Source organism: Brucella pecoris (assembly GCF_006376675.1).
In the GTDB taxonomy this organism is placed as follows: domain Bacteria; phylum Pseudomonadota; class Alphaproteobacteria; order Rhizobiales; family Rhizobiaceae; genus Brucella; species Brucella pecoris.
On record NZ_VEWK01000004.1, the window covers coordinates 330,679 to 348,976 of the forward strand.

Consider the following 18,298-nt stretch of genomic DNA (forward strand, 5'->3'; position numbering starts at 1 on the left):
TTGGAGACATGCATGGCAGCGGGATATGGGAAGCGTAGCCTGAAGATTGCTCTCGGACTGGTAGCCGGCCTTGCCATTTCTCCCGCCATTGCCGCACCGTCCAAGGCGCAGATTGAAAGCCAGTATCGCACCTGGCTCGAAAAGGATCTCTGGCCGGAAGCGAAGGCAGCCGGCGTGTCCCGCGCCGTATTCGATCAGGCTTTTGCCGGTGTCTCGATCAACTGGAAGCTGCCAGACCTTGTCATTCCCGGCGAAAAGCCTTCAACTCCGAAAGAGCAGAAACAAGCTGAATTCGGCGCACCCGGCAAATATTTCAACGCAAAGACTATTGCGTCGCTCACGAGCGGCGGCAAGGCGCGCTATGGCCAATATGCCAACCTCTTGAAGCGCATCGAACAGAAATACGGTGTTCCGGGGCCTGTCCTGCTTGCCGTATGGGGCCGTGAATCCGGCTTCGGCACGGTGAAGATTCCCTACAATGCCTATGAGGTTCTCGGCACCAAGGCTTATCTGGCGACCCGCAAGGACATGTTCCGCAAGGAACTGATCGCCGCGCTCGAAATTGCTTCGAAGGGTTACATCGATGAAAGCGGGATGAAAAGCTCGTGGGCGGGCGCGCTCGGCCAGCCGCAATTCATGCCGACTTCCTATCTGAAGCACGCCGTCGATTTCGACGGTGATGGCAAGCGCGATATCTGGAATTCGGTGCCCGATACACTGGCCTCCATCGCCAACTATCTGAAGCTTCACGGCTGGCAGAAGGGGCGCGACTGGGGCTTTGAAGTGAATGTTCCGCAGAACGTGTCCTGCTCGCTGGAAGGGCCGGATCAGGGCAAGACGATTGCCGAATGGGCCAAGCTCGGCATTACGCGGGTGAATGGTAAGCCATTTCCGGCCAATGAAATGAAAGGCGAGGGCTTTTTGCTCATGCCCGCTGGTCGCTATGGCCCGGCCTTCGTCGTGAGCCCGAATTTTTACGTGCTCAAAGACTATAATATGAGCGATCTCTATGCGCTCTTTATCGGCCATGTCGGTGATCGCATCGCCTATGGTGCGGGCGAGTTCAGTCGCGCATGGGGCGATGTCGGTTCCATGTATCGCTCCGATATCGGCGCAATGCAGAAACGCATGCAGGCGCTGGGTTATGATGTCGGCAAGCCCGACGGTCTGCCCGGCTTCAAGACGCGCCGCTCGATCGGCCTGTGGCAGGCCAAGAACGGCTTACCGTCGACCTGCTTCCCGCAGCCCGAATTGTTGCGTCAGATTCGCTGATCCCTGCCGTTTAGCAGGCTGGCAAAAGCCTGCAGGGCTTTCGTCCTGTAGCGGTCGTTGTGCTGGAGCATGAGAAACTGGCGTTGCGGGAGAGCAAAGTCCGCCTTCACCAGTGTTCCTGCTGCAAGATGTGGGGCGGCGACAAGTTCCGATATGGCCGTCACATAGTCACCGGAGCGAACCGCCGAACAGATGGCTTCGTTCGAGGGGAGCTCCAGGGCCACATGCAGTCGGGCGGGATTGTAGCCGGAGGCGCGCATGGCATCCTCGAAAACGCTGCGTGTTCCCGATCCCTGCTCGCGCAAAATCCACTTTCCCTCGAAAAGCCGGTCCCAGGTGAGCTTGCCGCTCCTCGCCCAGTCGTGATCGGGGCGTGCCACCAGAATAAGCTGGTCGGTCGCGACCCTGGTGATAGAAAGCGACGGCGCCTGCACCGCGCCTTCCACGAGGCCAATATCGGCGGCACCTTCCTCAGTCGCCTCGGTGACACTTTCAGTATTGCCGAGCGTCAGCCGCACATCGATCCTGGGAAAGGCCGCGTGAAACTGTGCCAGAAAGGGCGGCAGCCAATAGCTGGCGATGGTCTGGCTGGCATGGATGGCAAGAATGCCGCGTTTGCCGCCGCCAAGTTCCGACAACATGCGCTCGGCGGAGTGGGCGCGTGAAAGTGTGGCGCGCGCCTCATCCAGAAACATGCGCCCGTCACCGGTCAGTTCTATCCGCCGCCCGATGCGGTTGAAGAGTGTCGCGCCATAGCGGTCCTCCATGGTGCGGATCGCCGAACTGACCGCCGAAGGGGTCAGATTCAAGGCTTCGGAAGCACGTGTGAGGTGCTCACGCTCGGCAACTTCAATGAAAATTCGTAGCTGTTCCAGCGTCATAGCGGCAACCGTTCGATTTAATCGAATGAAATATGCCATATAATGAAATGGAATGAACAGGGAAAATCAGGCATCTAATCAGAAAATAATTCTCATACGAGCATTTCCAGCAAAAGTGCGACGCGGTTTTGCGTGGGACAATGCGGAAAATGCAACCAGTCAGATTTGAAATGCCGAAAATGACATACTCCAAAATCCAGAACATCCTCCCAGGACTTGGCTTGAGCGTCGCCGTTGCAATAGCGGCGATCGGGCTTGAGAAAGTCGAGGAACATTATGCAGGGCGCGCCTGGCTTGAAGCGCTGGTGATTGCCATTCTCCTTGGTACGCTCGTGCGGACGTTCATGCGTCCGGGCAAGCAATTCAACAAGGGCATCGGCTTTTCCGCCAAGCTTCTTCTGGAAATTGCCGTGGTGATGCTCGGTGCATCAATCAGCGCCAGCGCGGTCGTGGCTGCAGGTTCCGGGCTCATCTTCGGCATTGCAGGCGTCGTGGTGGTCGCTATCACGCTTAGCTACGGGATCGGACGCTTGCTGAAACTTCCCCATCGTATGGCTGTTCTGGTCGCATGCGGCAATTCCATTTGCGGCAATTCCGCCATTGCCGCTACCGCACCGGTCATTGGTGCTGGAAGCGAGGACGTGGCGGCCTCCATCGCCTTCACCGCGATTCTCGGCGTGGTCGTCGTGCTGCTCCTGCCGCTGCTGGTACCGCTTCTGGGGCTGTCGCACACGCAATACGGCGTGCTGGCGGGCCTGACTGTCTACGCAGTGCCACAGGTTCTGGCCGCGACCGCTCCGGTCGCGACGATCAGTGTGCAGCTTGGTACATTGGTGAAGCTTGTGCGCGTGCTGATGCTTGGGCCGGTCATTCTCGCGCTGGCGCTTCTCGCCGGTAACAAGAATGCGGAGGTCAAGCCAGGTTTCTTCCAACTGGTGCCGTGGTTCATCCTCGGCTTTCTCGGCATGATGGCGCTGCATTCGTTGCATCTGATCCCGGAAACGATCCTGCCCGGTATTCAATATGCCTCGACCCTTCTCACGATCATTTCGATGGCAGCTCTCGGCCTCGGTGTGGACATCCGTTCGGTCGCATCGGCAGGCGGTCGGGTCACGTTGACCGCCGTACTTTCGCTCGTGGCCCTTTGCACCATCAGCCTTGGTCTGATCCATATGCTCAGTGTTGCATAAAAAGCCGGGATGGTTCACATCCCGGCCATTCATCCTGCAAGTTACTCTCAGCTTTTCTTGGCAGTATCAGCAGGCTTTGCGCCGTCAGCGGGCTTTGCGTTCGCTGGCGCGTTGGCCGTTTTGCCAGCGTCCTTATTGTCGTCCATCGACATATTGGAGCGGATCGTCACCATATGTTCCGCCTTGATGAGGGTCAGGTTGGCGTCATAATATTTAGCGTCGCCGAGTTGCTCCAAAGCCAGATCGACGTCCTTGTCGATGGCGGGCAGATTAGCCGTCGTTTCGGTTATCACCAGATCGATATCCGCGAGCTTCAGTTCTTCCTGCGCCTCTTTCTTGCGGCCATGCTGGATATGCTCGTTGGCCTTTTTGAGATGCGCTGCCTTTTCCGGCGTCAGCTTGTAATCGTCGACCACGCCGACTTCCATATCGACCGGCAGTGTGCCTGATTGAACCTCGGCGATTTCATCGGCCGAAGCGCCAGCCGTTTTCATCTTGTCGAGCAGTGAAGGGGTATCTTTCAGCGCCTTATCCAGATCGTCCTTGACGGTCGTCAGGATGACCTTTGCCTGGTCCGGCGTTCCCTGAAAAATGGCCAGTCGCGCCAGTGTGACGCCGCGCACCGCTGCAAGGCCGTCACCGGAAATCGCATCCAGCTTCTTGATGGCGTCCTGCTGTGCGGCTTTCGTGCTCTGTGCTGCAGCAGCCTTCGGCTTTGCCGCATCGTCGGCGAAGCTGGGCGCTGCAAGAGAAGCGCTCAGCAGGGCGGTTGAAAGCAACATTGTAGTCAAAGAAGTGGTTTTGGAAATCATAGTATCAATCCCTTCAAAATAATTATCTATATATATTTGAGGTCAATATTCTTTATAGACGCTTTTTTCCTCCAATATTTATGCAGTTAAAAGTTATTGTATATTTAAATGAAATCAAAGAAATAGATATCGGAATGGTATTGGATCGCGTTTCACTCCGGTCGGATTATGCTCTAATCGATACATAAAATTCACCCGGTTCGTGACCATTTCGTGGCAAACGAAACACCTAAAATTTATTTAATAAAGAAAAAGCCCGCCGAGAGGCGGGCTTTTCCAAGTTCTATCGAAGAAGAAAAGATTAGTTCTTTTCCGACTTCTTCATGGCTGCAGCAAGAATGTCGCCGAGCGAAGCGCCGGAGTCGGACGAACCGTACTGAGCAACTGCTTCTTTTTCTTCAGCGATTTCGAGCGCCTTGATCGAGACCTGCAGCTTGCGGGTCTTCTTGTCGAAAGCGATGACGCGAGCGTCAACCTTCTGACCGACCGTGAAGCGTTCCGGACGCTGTTCATCGCGATCACGCGAAAGATCCGAGCGGCGGATGAAGCTGTCGAGATCGTGGTCGACGAGACGGACTTCGAGGCCACCGTCGGTAACGGCAGTCACTTCGCAGGTTACAACGGCGTTCTTGCGCAGTTCACCCGAAGCTGCTGCTTCGCCGACCTTGTCGCCGGAAAGCTGCTTGATGCCGAGCGAGATGCGTTCCTTGTCGATGTCAACATCGAGAACGACAGCCTTAACGACTTCACCCTTGTTGTACTCCTCGATGACCTGTTCGCCTGGACGGTTCCAGTCGAGGTCGGAGAGGTGAACCATGCCGTCAACGTCGCCGTCGAGGCCGATGAACAGGCCGAATTCTGTCTTGTTCTTGACTTCGCCTTCAACAACGGTGCCGACAGGGTACTTCTGGGCAAAGGTCGTCCACGGATTGTCGAGGGTCTGCTTGAGGCCGAGAGAGATACGGCGCTTGACCGGATCAACTTCGAGCACAACGACTTCGACTTCCTGCGTGGTGGAAAGAATCTTGCCCGGATGGACATTCTTCTTGGTCCACGACATTTCGGAAACGTGGATGAGGCCTTCGATGCCCGGCTCGATTTCGACGAACGCACCGTAGTCGGTGATGTTCGTGACGGTGCCGGTGATCTTTTTGCCGATCGGGTACTTCGCGCCGATGCCATCCCAAGGATCGCTCTCGAGCTGCTTCATGCCGAGCGAGATACGATGGGTTTCCTGGTTGATGCGGATGATCTGCACCTTGACCGTCTGGCCGATGGTGAGGATTTCCGACGGATGGTTGACGCGGCGCCATGCCATGTCGGTCACGTGCAGGAGACCATCGATGCCGCCGAGGTCAACGAACGCACCGTAATCGGTGATGTTCTTGACGACGCCTTCAACGACCTGACCTTCTTCAAGGTTCTGGACGATTTCCGAACGCTGTTCCGCACGGCTCTCTTCGAGAACGGTACGACGCGAGACAACGATGTTGCCGCGACGCTTGTCCATCTTGAGGATTTCGAACGGCTGCGGGACGTGCATGAGCGGGGTGACGTCGCGGATCGGGCGGATGTCGACCTGCGAACGCGGCAGGAAGGCAACAGCGCCGTCGAGGTCGACGGTGAAACCACCCTTGACCTGATTGAAGATGACGCCATCGACGCGCTCGCCATTGGCGAACTTCTGCTCGAGCTTGACCCAGCTTTCTTCGCGGCGTGCTTTTTCGCGCGACAGGACAGCTTCGCCCAGAGCGTTTTCGATGCGCTCGACGTAAACTTCCACTTCGTCGCCCGGCTTCAGCGTGCCGTCTTTGCCCTTTGCGCCGAATTCCTTCAGCGGCACGCGGCCTTCGACCTTCAGACCGGCGTCGATGATCGCCATGTCCTTTTCAATGGCTACGATGCGGCCCTTGACGACATAACCTTCAGCAAGGTCGTTCGTTGCAAAGGATTCCGCCAGCAGCGATTCGAAGTCTGCGAGGGATGGATTGAATTCTGACATGAATACTCCTGGTGCATCCGGAAAATTCATCGGATGCAGCGCCGGGGGTTAGTGTTGCGTTATGCCCGACCTCGGCCCCGTCTTTGCAGACAACCGGCGCGTGGAACGCGAAGTCAGGCTTTTCAGTATGAGTGCAGCCTATATAGGTCCGAACTCAAGATTGTCCAGCTTTTCAGGGCACAATGAAGCCCGGAAAGCTTAAAACCTGAAGCTTAAACCTGCCGGATCATCCCCGATGCTGCGCCAAAGCATGATCGATCAGCTTTTTTGCGGCCAGAAATGCCGCTTCTATACTCATTTCGCTCGTATCAAGCAAGTGCGCGTCTTCTGCAGGCTTCAATGGAGAATCGATGCGGTTCGTGTCGCGTTCGTCGCGCTTCTTGAGGTCAGCGAGGATTTCCGCGAAATCCGCCTGTTCGCCCCGCGCCACAATCTCTTCATAGCGACGCTCAGCGCGTACTTCCGGCGAAGCCGTGACAAAGAGCTTTATGGCTGCATCGGGACAGACGACGGTGCCGATATCGCGTCCGTCAAGCACGCTTGAAGGCAGGGCATTGGCAAAATTGCGCTGCGCTTCGACAAGCGCACGTCTGACCGCGGGCATGATTGCAACCTTCGATGCCGCTTCGCCGATCGTGTGAGCCGAAAGCACCGCCTTGTCCATCTCGCGCAGATCGAGGTTCAGCGCGGCGTCCGCCGCCACCGCCTCATCGTCGAGGGGAAGGCCCTTGTCGATGAGCGCCTTGGCGACGGCGCGATAGGTCAGTCCCGTGTCGAGATGCGGCATGCCGTAGTGAATGGCGATACGCCGGGCAAGCGTTCCCTTGCCCGAGGCAGCCGGTCCGTCAATGGCGACGATGAACGGGGCGACGACAAATGGCGTCATTGCGCGTCGCTCAGCTCGATCTTCGCGCCCAGTCCCGGCATCATGTCCATGAATTCGGGGAAGGACGTGGCGATCATGGTGCTGTCGTCGACCGTCACCGGCTTTTCCGATGCCAGACCCATCACGAGGAAGCTCATCGCGATGCGGTGATCGAGATGGGTTGCGACCGTGCCGCCGCCCAGCCCCTTGCCGTCGGGACGACCGCGAACCGTCAGCGACATCTCGCCCTCGGTGCAATCGACGCCATTGGCTTCAAGGCCGCGCGCAACGGCTGCGAGACGATCGGATTCCTTGACGCGCAGTTCATCGAGCCCGTCCATGACGGTTTCGCCTTCCGCGAAAGAGGCGGCAATCGCCAGGACCGGATATTCGTCGATCATCGACGGCGCACGTTCCGGCGGAACGACAACGCCCTTGAGCTTCGAGGCCTTGACGCGCAGATCGGCAACGTCCTCGCCGCCAGCAAGACGGGCATTGAGCACTTCGATATCGGCGCCCATTTCCTGTAGCGTCAGGATCAGGCCGGTGCGGGTCGGGTTCATCAGCACGTTGCGGATGGTAACGTCCGAACCTTCGACCAGAAGGGCGGCAACGAGCGGGAAGGCCGTCGAGGATGGGTCGCCTGGCACGTCGATGGTCTGGCCGGTAAGCTTGCCCTGTCCGGTGATGCGGATATGGCGCACGCCGTCCTTGTCGGTTTCAACCGACAGATCGGCGCCAAACCCCTGCAGCATCTTTTCGGTATGGTCGCGGGTCATGACCGGCTCGATCACGGTGGTAACGCCCGGCGCGTTGAGACCGGCGAGCAGCACGGCGGACTTCACCTGCGCGGATGCCATTGGCACGCGATAGGTGATCGGATTGGCCGTCCTGGGGCCGATCAGCGTCAGTGGCATGCGGTCGCCTTCGGCTGCTTCCACCTGAACGCCCATTTCACGCAAGGGATTCAGCACGCGGCCCATAGGGCGCGAGGTTAACGAAGCGTCGCCGATAAAGACTGTTTTCATATCATAAGTGCCGACAAGGCCCATGGTGAGGCGCGCACCGGTTCCGGCATTACCGAAATCGAGCGCAGCTTCGGGCTGCAACAGGCAGCCATTGCCGACGCCGTTGATGATCCAGACATCACCATCCTTGCGGATTTTTGCGCCCATGGCCTGCATGGCGCGACCCGTATTGATGACGTCTTCACCTTCCAAGAGGCCGGTGATGCGGGTTTCACCCGATGCAAGGCCACCAAACATAAAGGAACGATGCGAGATGGACTTGTCGCCCGGAATGCGGATTTCGCCCTTTAAAGCCTCCGAGCGGCGGGCGATTGCTGGTTTGGGGGATGCGGAATGGGACATGGATTTTTCACTGTCGCATTTTTGGCGCAGACACGCGCCGGGATTGAGAGATAAGCGGGGCTTCCCTAGCATAGGATAAAGCCGGGGTCATCCGCGAATACGCGGCGCAGGCGACACGGTGTTTCAAGAGTCTGCATGTCCCGTTGCGTTTGGCTTTGACAAACGCGCCAAATTGCGTTTATGCACCGGACAACAATATAAATGCGCTTAAGACTTGCCTCTTGCCATATGTTTGAGTGAACAGCATGGTGTTAGGCAACATGCTTCAAGGCAATCATCTCGGCGCGATTTTATGAATTTGTGTCCCCGTGCAAATTAACGAGGCTAGACGTGACAAAAGCTGAACTAGGTACCAAGCGTATCGACCCGGAAACGGGCAAGAAATTTTACGATCTCAATCGCGATCCGATCGTTTCGCCCTATACCGGCATTTCCTATCCGCGTTCGTACTTCGACTCCACGCTTGAAAGCCGCATTGTCGAAGAGGAAACCGAAGAGGAAGAAGTCGATACGGCACTCGAAAAGCCGGAATTCGTTTCGCTCGAGGATGCCGACGACGAAGCCAAAGGCAGCGGCGACGATTTGCCGGATCTGGGCGACGACGACGACGATGTTGATCTCGGCGACGACGATGAAGACACCTTCCTCGAAGAAGAGGAAGACGAGGACGACGACATGTCGGGCATTCTCGGCGGTGGTGTCGGCGGCGACGACGAAGAGGGTTGATCCGTCTGCGGATCAAGATCTGATGCTTTTTGCGAGGCGGCCTTCGGGGCGCCTCGTTTCGTTTGAAGCGCATCCGCATGGTGCTTCAGCTCGATCTGTGAATTATTTTTGGCAGATGTGAAAAGAGTTGCGATTTAGCTCTTGATCTTCTGACGAACGCCATTTAATAAGCCGCCACACCGGGCAGCAAGTCCTGCCCGATGCGCCTCGAAAGAGGTCTGATGGGGCCATAGCTCAGCTGGGAGAGCGCCTGCATGGCATGCAGGAGGTCAGCGGTTCGATCCCGCTTGGCTCCACCAAATTTCCTTCCCAAAAAGTTCTAAGGATTGTCGCTGAAAGTCAGCGATATTTTGCGTTTTCCTTGCATGCTCCGCCAGGCCGATGACTGTCATTGGACAAAACCGGCTGGAGCGCTATGTCGTTTCCCATGACAGAGATGATCTTGGCGACGTTTGACTGGGTTCCCAAAATGCCGCGCGGCTTTGTGCGTGATCTCCGGGTGCGTTGGGCGCTGGAGGAAGCCGGGCTGCCCTATCGCGTCGAAGGCGTTCCGTTCAAGAATCGGGGGCCCGAACATTTCACCCATCAGCCCTTCGGGCAGGTGCCATGGCTGATCGATGGCGATATGTCGGTCTTCGAAAGCGGCGCTATCCTGCTTCATATCGCCGAGAAGAGCGACGCGCTCCTGCCGGGCGATGCGAGGGCACGAAACGAGGTCATACAATGGCTGTTTGCTGCATTGAATTCGGTCGAAATGGCCGTCTTGCCACTCGCCCTCTATAAATTCACCGGTGATGAAGAGCAGACACCGGGACGTCAGCTCATGGATAGTTTCCTGGCCGGTCGGCTGGGGCATATGGAACAGGCACTGTCAGGCCGTGAATGGCTGACGGACAGTTTCTCGGTTGCCGATATTCTGATGGCTGACGTGTTGCGTTTGGTCGATCACTTCGACGGACTGGCGCAGCATCCTGTTTGCCGTGCCTATGTCGAGCGCGCCACGACACGGCCCGCATTCCAGAAAGCCTTTACCGACCAGATGGAGCATTTCGCTGCCGCGGACTGACGCGTGCATCGAAATTCTCGTATCAGGCACCTTCCACGCCTACATTGCGCTCAACAATGCCTTGAAATTGATAAATAGAACGTCATCCAAAAATTTCCTGCTGAAACGACAATCCTGTCGATCATCATTTCATCTCGTCGGATTATGCTCTTAGAGTGCCGTGCGTCCATTTGGACACAAAGGTCGCTCTAAATGATTGAATCTACGCATTGTACTTTCCAAAAATCGATTCCGATTTTTGGGCCGATGCTGTAGAAACTCGTGACGAAGCCCATCGGGAGAGGGGCGGGCTTCACACCGTTACTGGCCGTTACCGGGAGGAATGATGAGCACCAACGCAGTCCCCACGCAGTTTTCGCATGACCGTCCGCTGTGGCAACCGGATGCGGGGCGCATCGCGGCCAGCAATCTGGAGCAATTCCGCATTCGTGCAGAACAACGCACAGGCCAGAGCCTGCCGGACTATGCCGCGCTGCATCGCTGGTCTGTCGAGGATCGCGCCGGGTTCTGGCAACTCGTATGGGATTTCTGCGCGGTCATCGGAGAGCGTGGCAACACGGCCCTTGTCGACAAGGGGCATATGCGCGAGGCAAAGTTCTTCCCCGAAGCGCGGCTCAATTTTGCCGAGAACCTGTTGCGCTACCACGGCGACGAGGAAGCCATCGTCTTTCGTGGCGAAGACAAGGTCGAGCGCCGTCTGACCTGGGACGATCTCCACGCGCTGGTCTCAAAACTCCAGCAATTCATGCTGGCGGAAGGCGTTCAGCCTGGCGACCGCGTGGCGGGCATGATGCCCAACATGCCGGAGGCCGTAGCCCTGATGCTGGCCGCTTCGTCCATCGGTGCCGTCTGGTCGTCGTGCTCGCCGGATTTCGGTGTGCAGGGCGTGCTGGATCGTTTCGGCCAGATCGAGCCGAAGCTTTTCTTCGCCTGCGACGGCTACTGGTACAATGGCAAGCGCATCGAGGTGACCGACAAGGTGGCGGAAGTGACGGCAAGACTGCCGGAGCTGCAACGGTCGGTGATCGTGTCTTATCTGGGCGAGGCGGAAGCCGTTGCGCAGAAAGCCGAGAAGGGCATTGCGCTCGATGACGTGCTGAACGCGGTTACGGCCAAGCCTGTCGAATTCACGCGTCTGCCTTTCGATCACCCGATCTACATTCTGTTTTCCTCCGGCACGACCGGCATCCCGAAATGCATTGTTCATCGCGCCGGTGGTGTTTTGTTGCAGCACCTGAAGGAACAGCGCCTGCATGCGGATATTCGCGAAGGCGACAAGTTCTTCTATTTCACCACATGCGGCTGGATGATGTGGAACTGGCTTGCCTCTGGCATAGCCTCGGGTGCGACCTTGCTGCTTTATGACGGCTCACCCTTCTATCCCGATGGAAATGCGCTGTTCGATTATGCTGCCGCTGAGGGTATGACCTATTTCGGCACTTCCGCGAAATTCATCGATGCTGTGCTGAAAGCCGGATTGAAACCTGGCGAAACGCACGATCTGTCGGCGCTGCGCACCGTATCGTCTACCGGCTCGCCGCTATCGCCGGAAGGCTTTGCCTTCGTCTATGAGGCGATCAAGTCCGATGTGCATCTTGCGTCCATTTCCGGCGGTACGGATATCGTATCCTGTTTCGTGCTGGGCGTGCCCATCGAACCTGTCTGGCTGGGTGAAATCCAGGGGGCTGGTCTTGGCATGGCCGTCGATGTCTGGAACGACGATGGCAAGCCGGTGCGTGGCGAAAAGGGTGAACTGGTCTGCACCAAGGCTTTTCCCTGCATGCCGCTGCAATTCTGGAACGATCCGGACGGAGCGAAATATCAGGCAGCCTATTTCGAGCGTTTCGACAATATCTGGTGCCATGGCGATTTTGCCGAATGGACCGAACATGACGGTATCATAATCCATGGCCGTTCGGATGCGACGCTCAATCCCGGCGGCGTGCGTATCGGTACGGCGGAAATCTACAATCAGGTCGAGCAGATGCCGGAGATCGCCGAAGCGCTCTGCATCGGGCAGGATTGGGACAAGGATGTGCGGGTGGTGCTGTTCGTGCGCCTCGCCCAAGGTGTGATGCTCGATGACGACCTCAAGGCGCGCATCAAGACCAAGATCCGCACAGGCGCGACTCCGCGTCATGTCCCGGCGAAGATCGTTCCTGTCGCAGATATTCCGCGCACCAAATCCGGCAAGATCGTTGAACTTGCCGTGCGCGATATCGTGCATGGACGCGACGTGAAGAATCGCGAGGCGCTGGCCAACCCGGAAGCGCTGGAGCTTTACCGCGATTTAGCCGAGCTTCATGAGGACTGATTTGATCAGCCTCCAATTGCTTGGAGTTATTGGGTAACGGGCGTAACAAAATTTCGTTATCCGGTAATAAATAGCCACAGAACGCCATGCAAAACGGTTGCCTATTCGAAATTCACGAGACACTCTGCCTTGCATATAAGCCATCTTGCAAAAGATGGTTGCCGCGCAGAACTTGTGGAGGACGAGTATGTTTGCATCGGGCATCAATTTCGGTCTTGGCGAGGAGATCGAAGCCCTTCGCGATACGGTGCGCCGTTTTGCGGAAAGCCGCATTGCGCCGCTGGCCGCTGAAACCGATCGCAACAACGCATTTCCAATGCATCTTTGGCGTGAACTGGGTGAGCTTGGCGTACTCGGCATTACGGCGCCCGAAGAATATGGCGGTGCAGGCATGGGCTATCTTGCCCATTGCATCGCGATGGAAGAAATCAGCCGGGCTTCCGCTTCCATCGGCCTCAGCTATGGCGCCCATTCCAATCTCTGCGTCAATCAGATCAAGCGGAACGGCTCGACCGAACAACGCGCGAAATATTTGCCAAAACTCATTTCCGGCGAGCATGTCGGCGCGCTCGCCATGTCCGAGCCGGGTGCCGGTTCCGACGTCGTCTCGATGAAGCTTCGTGCCGAAAAGCGTGGGCAGACCTATGTGCTGAACGGCAACAAGATGTGGATCACCAACGGCCCCGATGCCGATGTGCTGGTGGTCTACGCCAAGACCGACCCGTCGGCCGGCTCACGCGGGATCAGCGCCTTTATTGTCGAAAAGGGGTTTGCGGGGTTCTCCACGGCGCAGAAGCTCGACAAGCTCGGTATGCGCGGCTCCAACACCTGCGAACTGGTGTTCGAAGATTGCGAAGTGCCTGCCGAAAACCTGCTCGGGACGGAAGGCAAGGGCGTCAATGTGCTGATGTCCGGGCTCGATTATGAACGCGTGGTGCTGTCGGGCGGTCCGCTCGGCATCATGGCGGCGTGCCTTGATGTCGTCGTGCCTTATGTGCATGAGCGCAAGCAGTTCGACCAGCCGATTGGCGAGTTTCAGCTTATGCAGGGCAAACTTGCCGACATGTATGTGACCTTCAATGCCTCGCGCGCCTACACTTATGCGGTGGCTGCGGCCTGCGACCGGGGCGAGACGTCGCGCAAGGACGCGGCGGGCTGCATTCTCTATACGGCTGAAAATGCTACGCAGATGGCCCTGCAGGCGATACAGGCGCTGGGCGGCAACGGCTATATCAACGATTATCCGACCGGTCGTCTGCTGCGCGACGCCAAGCTTTATGAAATCGGTGCGGGCACCTCGGAAATCCGGCGCATGCTGATCGGACGGGAACTCTTTCAGGAGACCCGCTGATGCCGGTCCTGAAATCGGAAATCTCGACGCGCAGTGCCAGCTTCGAGGCCAATCGCAAAGCCATGCTTGAGGCCATCGATATCGTGGCCGAGGCGTCTCGCCTTGCCATCGATGGCGGTGGCGAAAAAGCGCGCGAACGCCATGTTTCGCGCGGAAAACTGCTCCCGCGCGAACGCGTGGCGCAATTGCTCGATCCCGGCTCGCCTTTTCTCGAAGTCGGGCTGACGGCAGCGCATGGCATGTATGGCGGCGCGGCCCCTTCCGGCGGGATCATCACCGGCATCGGGCGCGTGTCGGGCCGCGACTGCATGATCGTCTGCAACGATGCGACGGTGAAGGGCGGCACCTATTATCCAGTCACGGTAAAGAAGCATCTGCGCGCGCAGGAGATTGCGGGCGAAAACCGTCTGCCCTGCATCTATCTGGTCGATTCCGGCGGCGCGAACCTACCCAATCAGGACGAGGTTTTCCCGGATCGCGACCATTTCGGGCGCATCTTCTATAATCAGGCGCAGATGTCGGCGGCGGGCATTCCGCAGGTGGCGGTGGTCATGGGTTCGTGCACGGCAGGCGGTGCTTACGTGCCTGCCATGAGCGACGAAACGGTGATCGTGCGGGGGCAGGGCACGATTTTTCTGGCCGGTCCACCATTGGTCAAAGCTGCGACCGGTGAAGTGGTGACGGCGGAAGATCTCGGCGGCGGCGATGTGCATACAAGGCTGTCCGGCGTGGCCGATCATCTGGCCAATGACGACGCGCATGCCTTGCAGATCGCGCGCGCCATTGCCGCCAATCTCAATAGCGAGAAGCGCAGCTTCATTGCGAGAGGTGACGGCGCCGCTCCGCTTTACGACCCGGAGGAAATTCTGGGCGTCGTTTCCGCCGATACGCGCATTCCCTATGATGTGCGCGAGGTGATCGCACGGCTGGTCGACGGGTCGGATTTCGATGAGTTCAAGGCGCGCTACAGCACTACGCTTGTGTGCGGTTTTGCCAGCGTTTACGGCATGCCGGTCGGGATCATTGCCAACAATGGCGTGTTGTTTTCCGAAGCGGCGCTGAAGGGCGCGCATTTCATCGAGCTTTGCTGCCAGCGCAATATTCCGCTGGTGTTTTTGCAGAACATCACCGGCTTCATGGTCGGGCGTAAATATGAGGCCGAAGGCATCGCCAAGCACGGCGCCAAGCTGGTGACAGCGGTCGCGACGGCCAATGTGCCGAAGATCACCATGCTGATCGGCGCGTCTTATGGTGCGGGCAATTATGGCATGGCGGGGCGGGCCTATTCACCGCGCTTCCTGTGGACCTGGCCGAACAGCCGCATCGCGGTCATGGGCGGGGAGCAGGCGGCTGGCGTGCTGGCAACCGTCAAGCGCGACGGGATCGAGCGAACCGGCGGCACATGGTCGGCGGAAGAGGAAGCGGAATTCAAGCGCCCGACGCTCGAAATGTTCGAGCGCCAGAGCCATCCGCTCTATGCCTCGGCGCGGCTTTGGGACGATGGCATCGTCGATCCGCGCAAGAGCCGCGAAGTGCTGGGACTATCGCTTTCCGCCACGCTGAATGCGCCGGTCGAGCCGACGCGCTTTGGCATTTTCAGAATGTAGGAAGACAATCAGATGTTTCAAAAGATACTGATTGCCAATCGCGGAGAAATTGCCTGGCGGGTCATTCGCACGGCGCGTGAACTGGGCGTTGCCACTGTCGCGATCTATTCCGATGCGGATGCCAACGCGCTGCATGTCGAAATGGCTGACGAGGCGGTACGCGTTGGCCCCGCACTTTCGGCGCAAAGCTATTTGAATGCCGATGCGATCATCAGGGCCGCGCTGGAAACCGGCGCGCAGGCGATCCATCCGGGCTATGGTTTTCTCTCCGAAAATGCCGGTTTTGTGGATGCCGTCGAGACGGCGGGACTCACCTTCATCGGCCCATCGGCAAAAGCCATTCGCGCCATGGGGCTGAAAGACGCCGCCAAGGCGCTGATGGAACAAGCCGGTGTGCCGGTTGTGCCGGGCTATCACGGCGACAATCAGGATGGCGCTTTCCTCAAAAGCGAGGCGAACCGTATCGGTTATCCCGTGCTCATCAAGGCGCGGGCGGGCGGCGGCGGCAAGGGCATGCGCCGCGTCGATCAGGCAGCGGATTTCTCAGCGGCGCTGGACAGTGCACGACGCGAGGCGGAAGCCTCGTTTGGCGATAGCGCCGTGCTGGTGGAAAAATACATGACCAAACCGCGCCATATCGAGGTGCAGGTTTTTGGCGATAATCACGGCAATGCGGTGCATCTTTTCGAGCGCGATTGCTCGCTGCAACGCCGCCATCAGAAGGTGATCGAGGAAGCGCCAGCACCCGGCATGACGCCGGATATGCGTGCGGCCATGGGCGAGGCTGCGGTGAAGGCCGCATTGGCCATTGGCTATTCCGGCGCTGGCACGGTGGAGTTCATCGCCGATGTCTCGGAAGGGCTACGCCCGGACCGCTTCTTCTTCATGGAAATGAATACGCGGCTACAGGTCGAACATCCGGTGACGGAAGCGATCACCGGCCTCGATCTGGTCGAGTGGCAATTGCGCGTGGCTTCCGGCGAAGCCTTGCCGAAACGGCAGGACGAACTTGTGATCGATGGCTGGGCGTTCGAAGCGCGGCTTTATGCGGAAGACCCGGCGCGGGATTTCCTGCCTGCAACCGGCAAGCTTGCTCTGTTCGCGCCGCCTGAGAATGCGCGTGTCGATTCCGGTGTTCGAACCGGCGACACGATCACGCCGTTCTACGATCCGATGATCGCAAAGATCATCGCTCATGGCGCAACGCGCGATGCGGCGCTGAACCGGCTTGATGCGGCATTAAACAAGACCCGGATCGCTGGCCTCGTCACCAATCGCCAGTTCCTGTCGGCGCTCTGCAATCTGGATGCCTTCCGCGCAGGCGATGTCGATACCGGGCTGATCGGGCGCGAGACAGCGGCGCTTTTCACAGAGGAGCAGCCTTCCGACATCGCCTTTGCGCTGGCTGCGCTTGGTGCCCTCGACCTCCTAGATGCGCCACGAAAAGGCGATCCATGGTCGGATCTGCGCGGGTTCCGGCTTTGGGGGGAAGCATCGCGATCGATACTGATCGATCATCAAGGCGAGCGCCACACGGTCAGCTTCACGACCAGGGGCGACAGGCATTTCGGCTTTGCTTTCGGCACCATCGAAATTCGTGAGCATAAGAACGGGCTGGTTCGCTTTGCTGTCGATGGACGCGTGTCGGAGGCGTCCGTCGTGCGCATCGGGCATGATGTGACCGTGCAACTCGAAGGTCGCGACACCATATTTCATCATGTGCAGTCTGTTGGCGCGGAAGAGGACACCTCAAGCGAAAGCCGCATCCTGTCACCGATGCCGGGACTGGTACGACTGGTTTCCGTCGTGGAGGGTGCAAGCGTCGCCAAGGGCGATCCGCTTGTAACGATGGAAGCGATGAAGATGGAACTGTCACTGACCGCGCCGCGCGACGGCAAGGTTTCGTCCGTAACTGTTGCAGCGGGCGATCAGGTCAATGAAGGCATCCTTCTTGTAGAACTGGAGGAAGAACATGGCTGAACACGTAGAAATCGTTGAAATGGCTGCGCGTGATGGCCTGCAGAATGAAAAGCGGTTTGTGCCGACAGCGGACAAGGTCGCACTGATCGACCGCCTGTCGGATTGCGGCTATGCCCGCATCGAGGCAACGAGTTTCGTTAGCCCGAAATGGGTGCCGCAACTGGCCGATGCGGGGGAAGTCATGGCCGGGATTCGCCGCGCCAACGGCGTGCGTTACTCGGTACTCGTGCCCAACATGAAGGGATATGAAGCTGCCGCTGCTGCGAATGTCGATGAGATTGCGGTTTTCATTTCCGCCTCGGAAGGGTTTTCGAAAGCCAATATCAATTGCACGATTGCCGAAAGCATCGAGCGGCTGTCACCTGTCATCGGCGCTGCCATCAATGACGGGCTTGCCATTCGCGGCTATGTGAGCTGCGTGGTCGAATGCCCCTATGACGGGCTGGTGGCCCCGCAAGCGGTTGCCGATGTGACCGAGCAGCTCTTCTCGCTCGGCTGTCACGAAGTAAGCCTCGGCGACACGATCGGGCGCGGTACGCCGGACAAGGTTGCGGCGATGCTTGACGCGGTGCTGGCCATTGCGCCTGCACACAGCCTTGCTGGCCATTATCACGACACGGGTGGCCGCGCGCTCGACAATATCCGCATCAGTCTGGAGAAGGGCCTGCGGGTGTTCGATGCTTCGGTCGGTGGCCTCGGCGGCTGTCCTTTCGCACCGGGCGCCAAGGGCAATGTCGATACGGTTTCCGTCGTCGAGATGCTGCATGAAATGGGTTTTGAAACCGGCCTTGATCTGAACAAGCTTAGATCGGCGGCCTTGTTCGCTGAGGCGCTGCGTCAGGATAAAGCGGCCTAGGGGGAT

The 18,298-nt window shown here is 58.2% G+C and carries 14 protein-coding genes and 1 tRNA gene; 10 read left to right on the forward strand and 5 right to left on the reverse strand.

Annotated features, from left to right (window positions below):
- Window positions 1-12 precede the first annotated feature (12 nt).
- Window positions 13-1,272 (forward strand): lytic murein transglycosylase, encoded by a 1,260-nt coding sequence (locus FIB18_RS10570; protein ID WP_140020660.1) that lies wholly within the window; start codon window positions 13-15, stop codon window positions 1,270-1,272.
- Here FIB18_RS10570 and FIB18_RS10575 read toward each other — a convergent pair.
- The gene (locus FIB18_RS10575; RefSeq protein WP_140020661.1) at window positions 1,260-2,153 is read right to left on the reverse strand and encodes a LysR family transcriptional regulator; all 894 of its coding nucleotides are present in this window, start codon (window positions 2,151-2,153) and stop codon (window positions 1,260-1,262) included. The two genes, FIB18_RS10570 and FIB18_RS10575, sit on opposite strands and share 13 nt — an antisense overlap.
- Window positions 2,154-2,323: 170 nt before the next feature.
- Between FIB18_RS10575 and FIB18_RS10580 the strand changes: the two genes are divergently transcribed.
- Window positions 2,324-3,343, forward strand: coding sequence for a YeiH family protein (locus FIB18_RS10580; RefSeq protein WP_174977413.1), 1,020 nt, complete (start codon window positions 2,324-2,326; stop codon window positions 3,341-3,343).
- 47 nt (window positions 3,344-3,390) lie between these two features.
- On the opposite strand, the gene FIB18_RS10585 is transcribed toward FIB18_RS10580, so the two are convergent.
- From FIB18_RS10585 to aroA, 4 genes are all read right to left on the reverse strand, one after another.
- On the reverse strand, window positions 3,391-4,155 hold the full coding sequence (locus FIB18_RS10585) for a YfdX family protein (protein ID WP_140020663.1): 765 nt from the start codon (window positions 4,153-4,155) through the stop codon (window positions 3,391-3,393).
- A 301-nt stretch (window positions 4,156-4,456) separates the two neighbouring features.
- Window positions 4,457-6,157, reverse strand: coding sequence for a 30S ribosomal protein S1 (rpsA, locus tag FIB18_RS10590; RefSeq protein WP_140020664.1), 1,701 nt, complete (start codon window positions 6,155-6,157; stop codon window positions 4,457-4,459).
- Between the two features lie 226 nt (window positions 6,158-6,383).
- Complete coding sequence (gene cmk / locus FIB18_RS10595) at window positions 6,384-7,043, reverse strand: (d)CMP kinase (protein ID WP_140020665.1); 660 nt, start codon at window positions 7,041-7,043, stop codon at window positions 6,384-6,386.
- Window positions 7,040-8,392: a 3-phosphoshikimate 1-carboxyvinyltransferase gene (aroA, locus tag FIB18_RS10600; protein ID WP_140020666.1), complete on the reverse strand. Its 1,353-nt coding sequence runs from the start codon at window positions 8,390-8,392 to the stop codon at window positions 7,040-7,042. The genes cmk and aroA overlap by 4 nt, the downstream gene beginning before the upstream one ends.
- Window positions 8,393-8,722: 330 nt before the next feature.
- On the opposite strand from aroA, the gene FIB18_RS10605 reads away from it, so the two are divergent.
- From FIB18_RS10605 to FIB18_RS10640, 8 genes are all read left to right on the forward strand, one after another.
- Entirely contained in the window at window positions 8,723-9,118 is a 396-nt protein-coding gene (locus FIB18_RS10605; RefSeq protein ID WP_140020667.1) for a TIGR02300 family protein, read from the forward strand.
- A 223-nt stretch (window positions 9,119-9,341) separates the two neighbouring features.
- Window positions 9,342-9,417: transfer RNA gene (locus FIB18_RS10610), tRNA-Ala, on the forward strand.
- Window positions 9,418-9,545: 128 nt separating this feature from the next.
- On the forward strand, window positions 9,546-10,184 hold the full coding sequence (locus FIB18_RS10615; RefSeq protein ID WP_140020668.1) for a glutathione S-transferase family protein: 639 nt from the start codon (window positions 9,546-9,548) through the stop codon (window positions 10,182-10,184).
- A 325-nt stretch (window positions 10,185-10,509) separates the two neighbouring features.
- The gene (locus FIB18_RS10620; protein WP_140020669.1) at window positions 10,510-12,498 is read left to right on the forward strand and encodes an acetoacetate--CoA ligase; all 1,989 of its coding nucleotides are present in this window, start codon (window positions 10,510-10,512) and stop codon (window positions 12,496-12,498) included.
- A 187-nt stretch (window positions 12,499-12,685) separates the two neighbouring features.
- Complete coding sequence (locus FIB18_RS10625) at window positions 12,686-13,849, forward strand: isovaleryl-CoA dehydrogenase (protein ID WP_140020670.1); 1,164 nt, start codon at window positions 12,686-12,688, stop codon at window positions 13,847-13,849.
- Complete coding sequence (locus tag FIB18_RS10630) at window positions 13,849-15,456, forward strand: carboxyl transferase domain-containing protein (RefSeq protein WP_140020671.1); 1,608 nt, start codon at window positions 13,849-13,851, stop codon at window positions 15,454-15,456. The genes FIB18_RS10625 and FIB18_RS10630 overlap by 1 nt, the downstream gene beginning before the upstream one ends.
- A gap of 12 nt (window positions 15,457-15,468) precedes the next feature.
- Complete coding sequence (locus FIB18_RS10635) at window positions 15,469-17,436, forward strand: acetyl/propionyl/methylcrotonyl-CoA carboxylase subunit alpha (RefSeq protein ID WP_140020672.1); 1,968 nt, start codon at window positions 15,469-15,471, stop codon at window positions 17,434-17,436.
- Window positions 17,429-18,292 (forward strand): hydroxymethylglutaryl-CoA lyase, encoded by an 864-nt coding sequence (locus FIB18_RS10640; protein ID WP_140020673.1) that lies wholly within the window; start codon window positions 17,429-17,431, stop codon window positions 18,290-18,292. Before FIB18_RS10635 ends, FIB18_RS10640 begins: the two co-directional genes overlap by 8 nt.
- Window positions 18,293-18,298 lie beyond the last annotated feature (6 nt).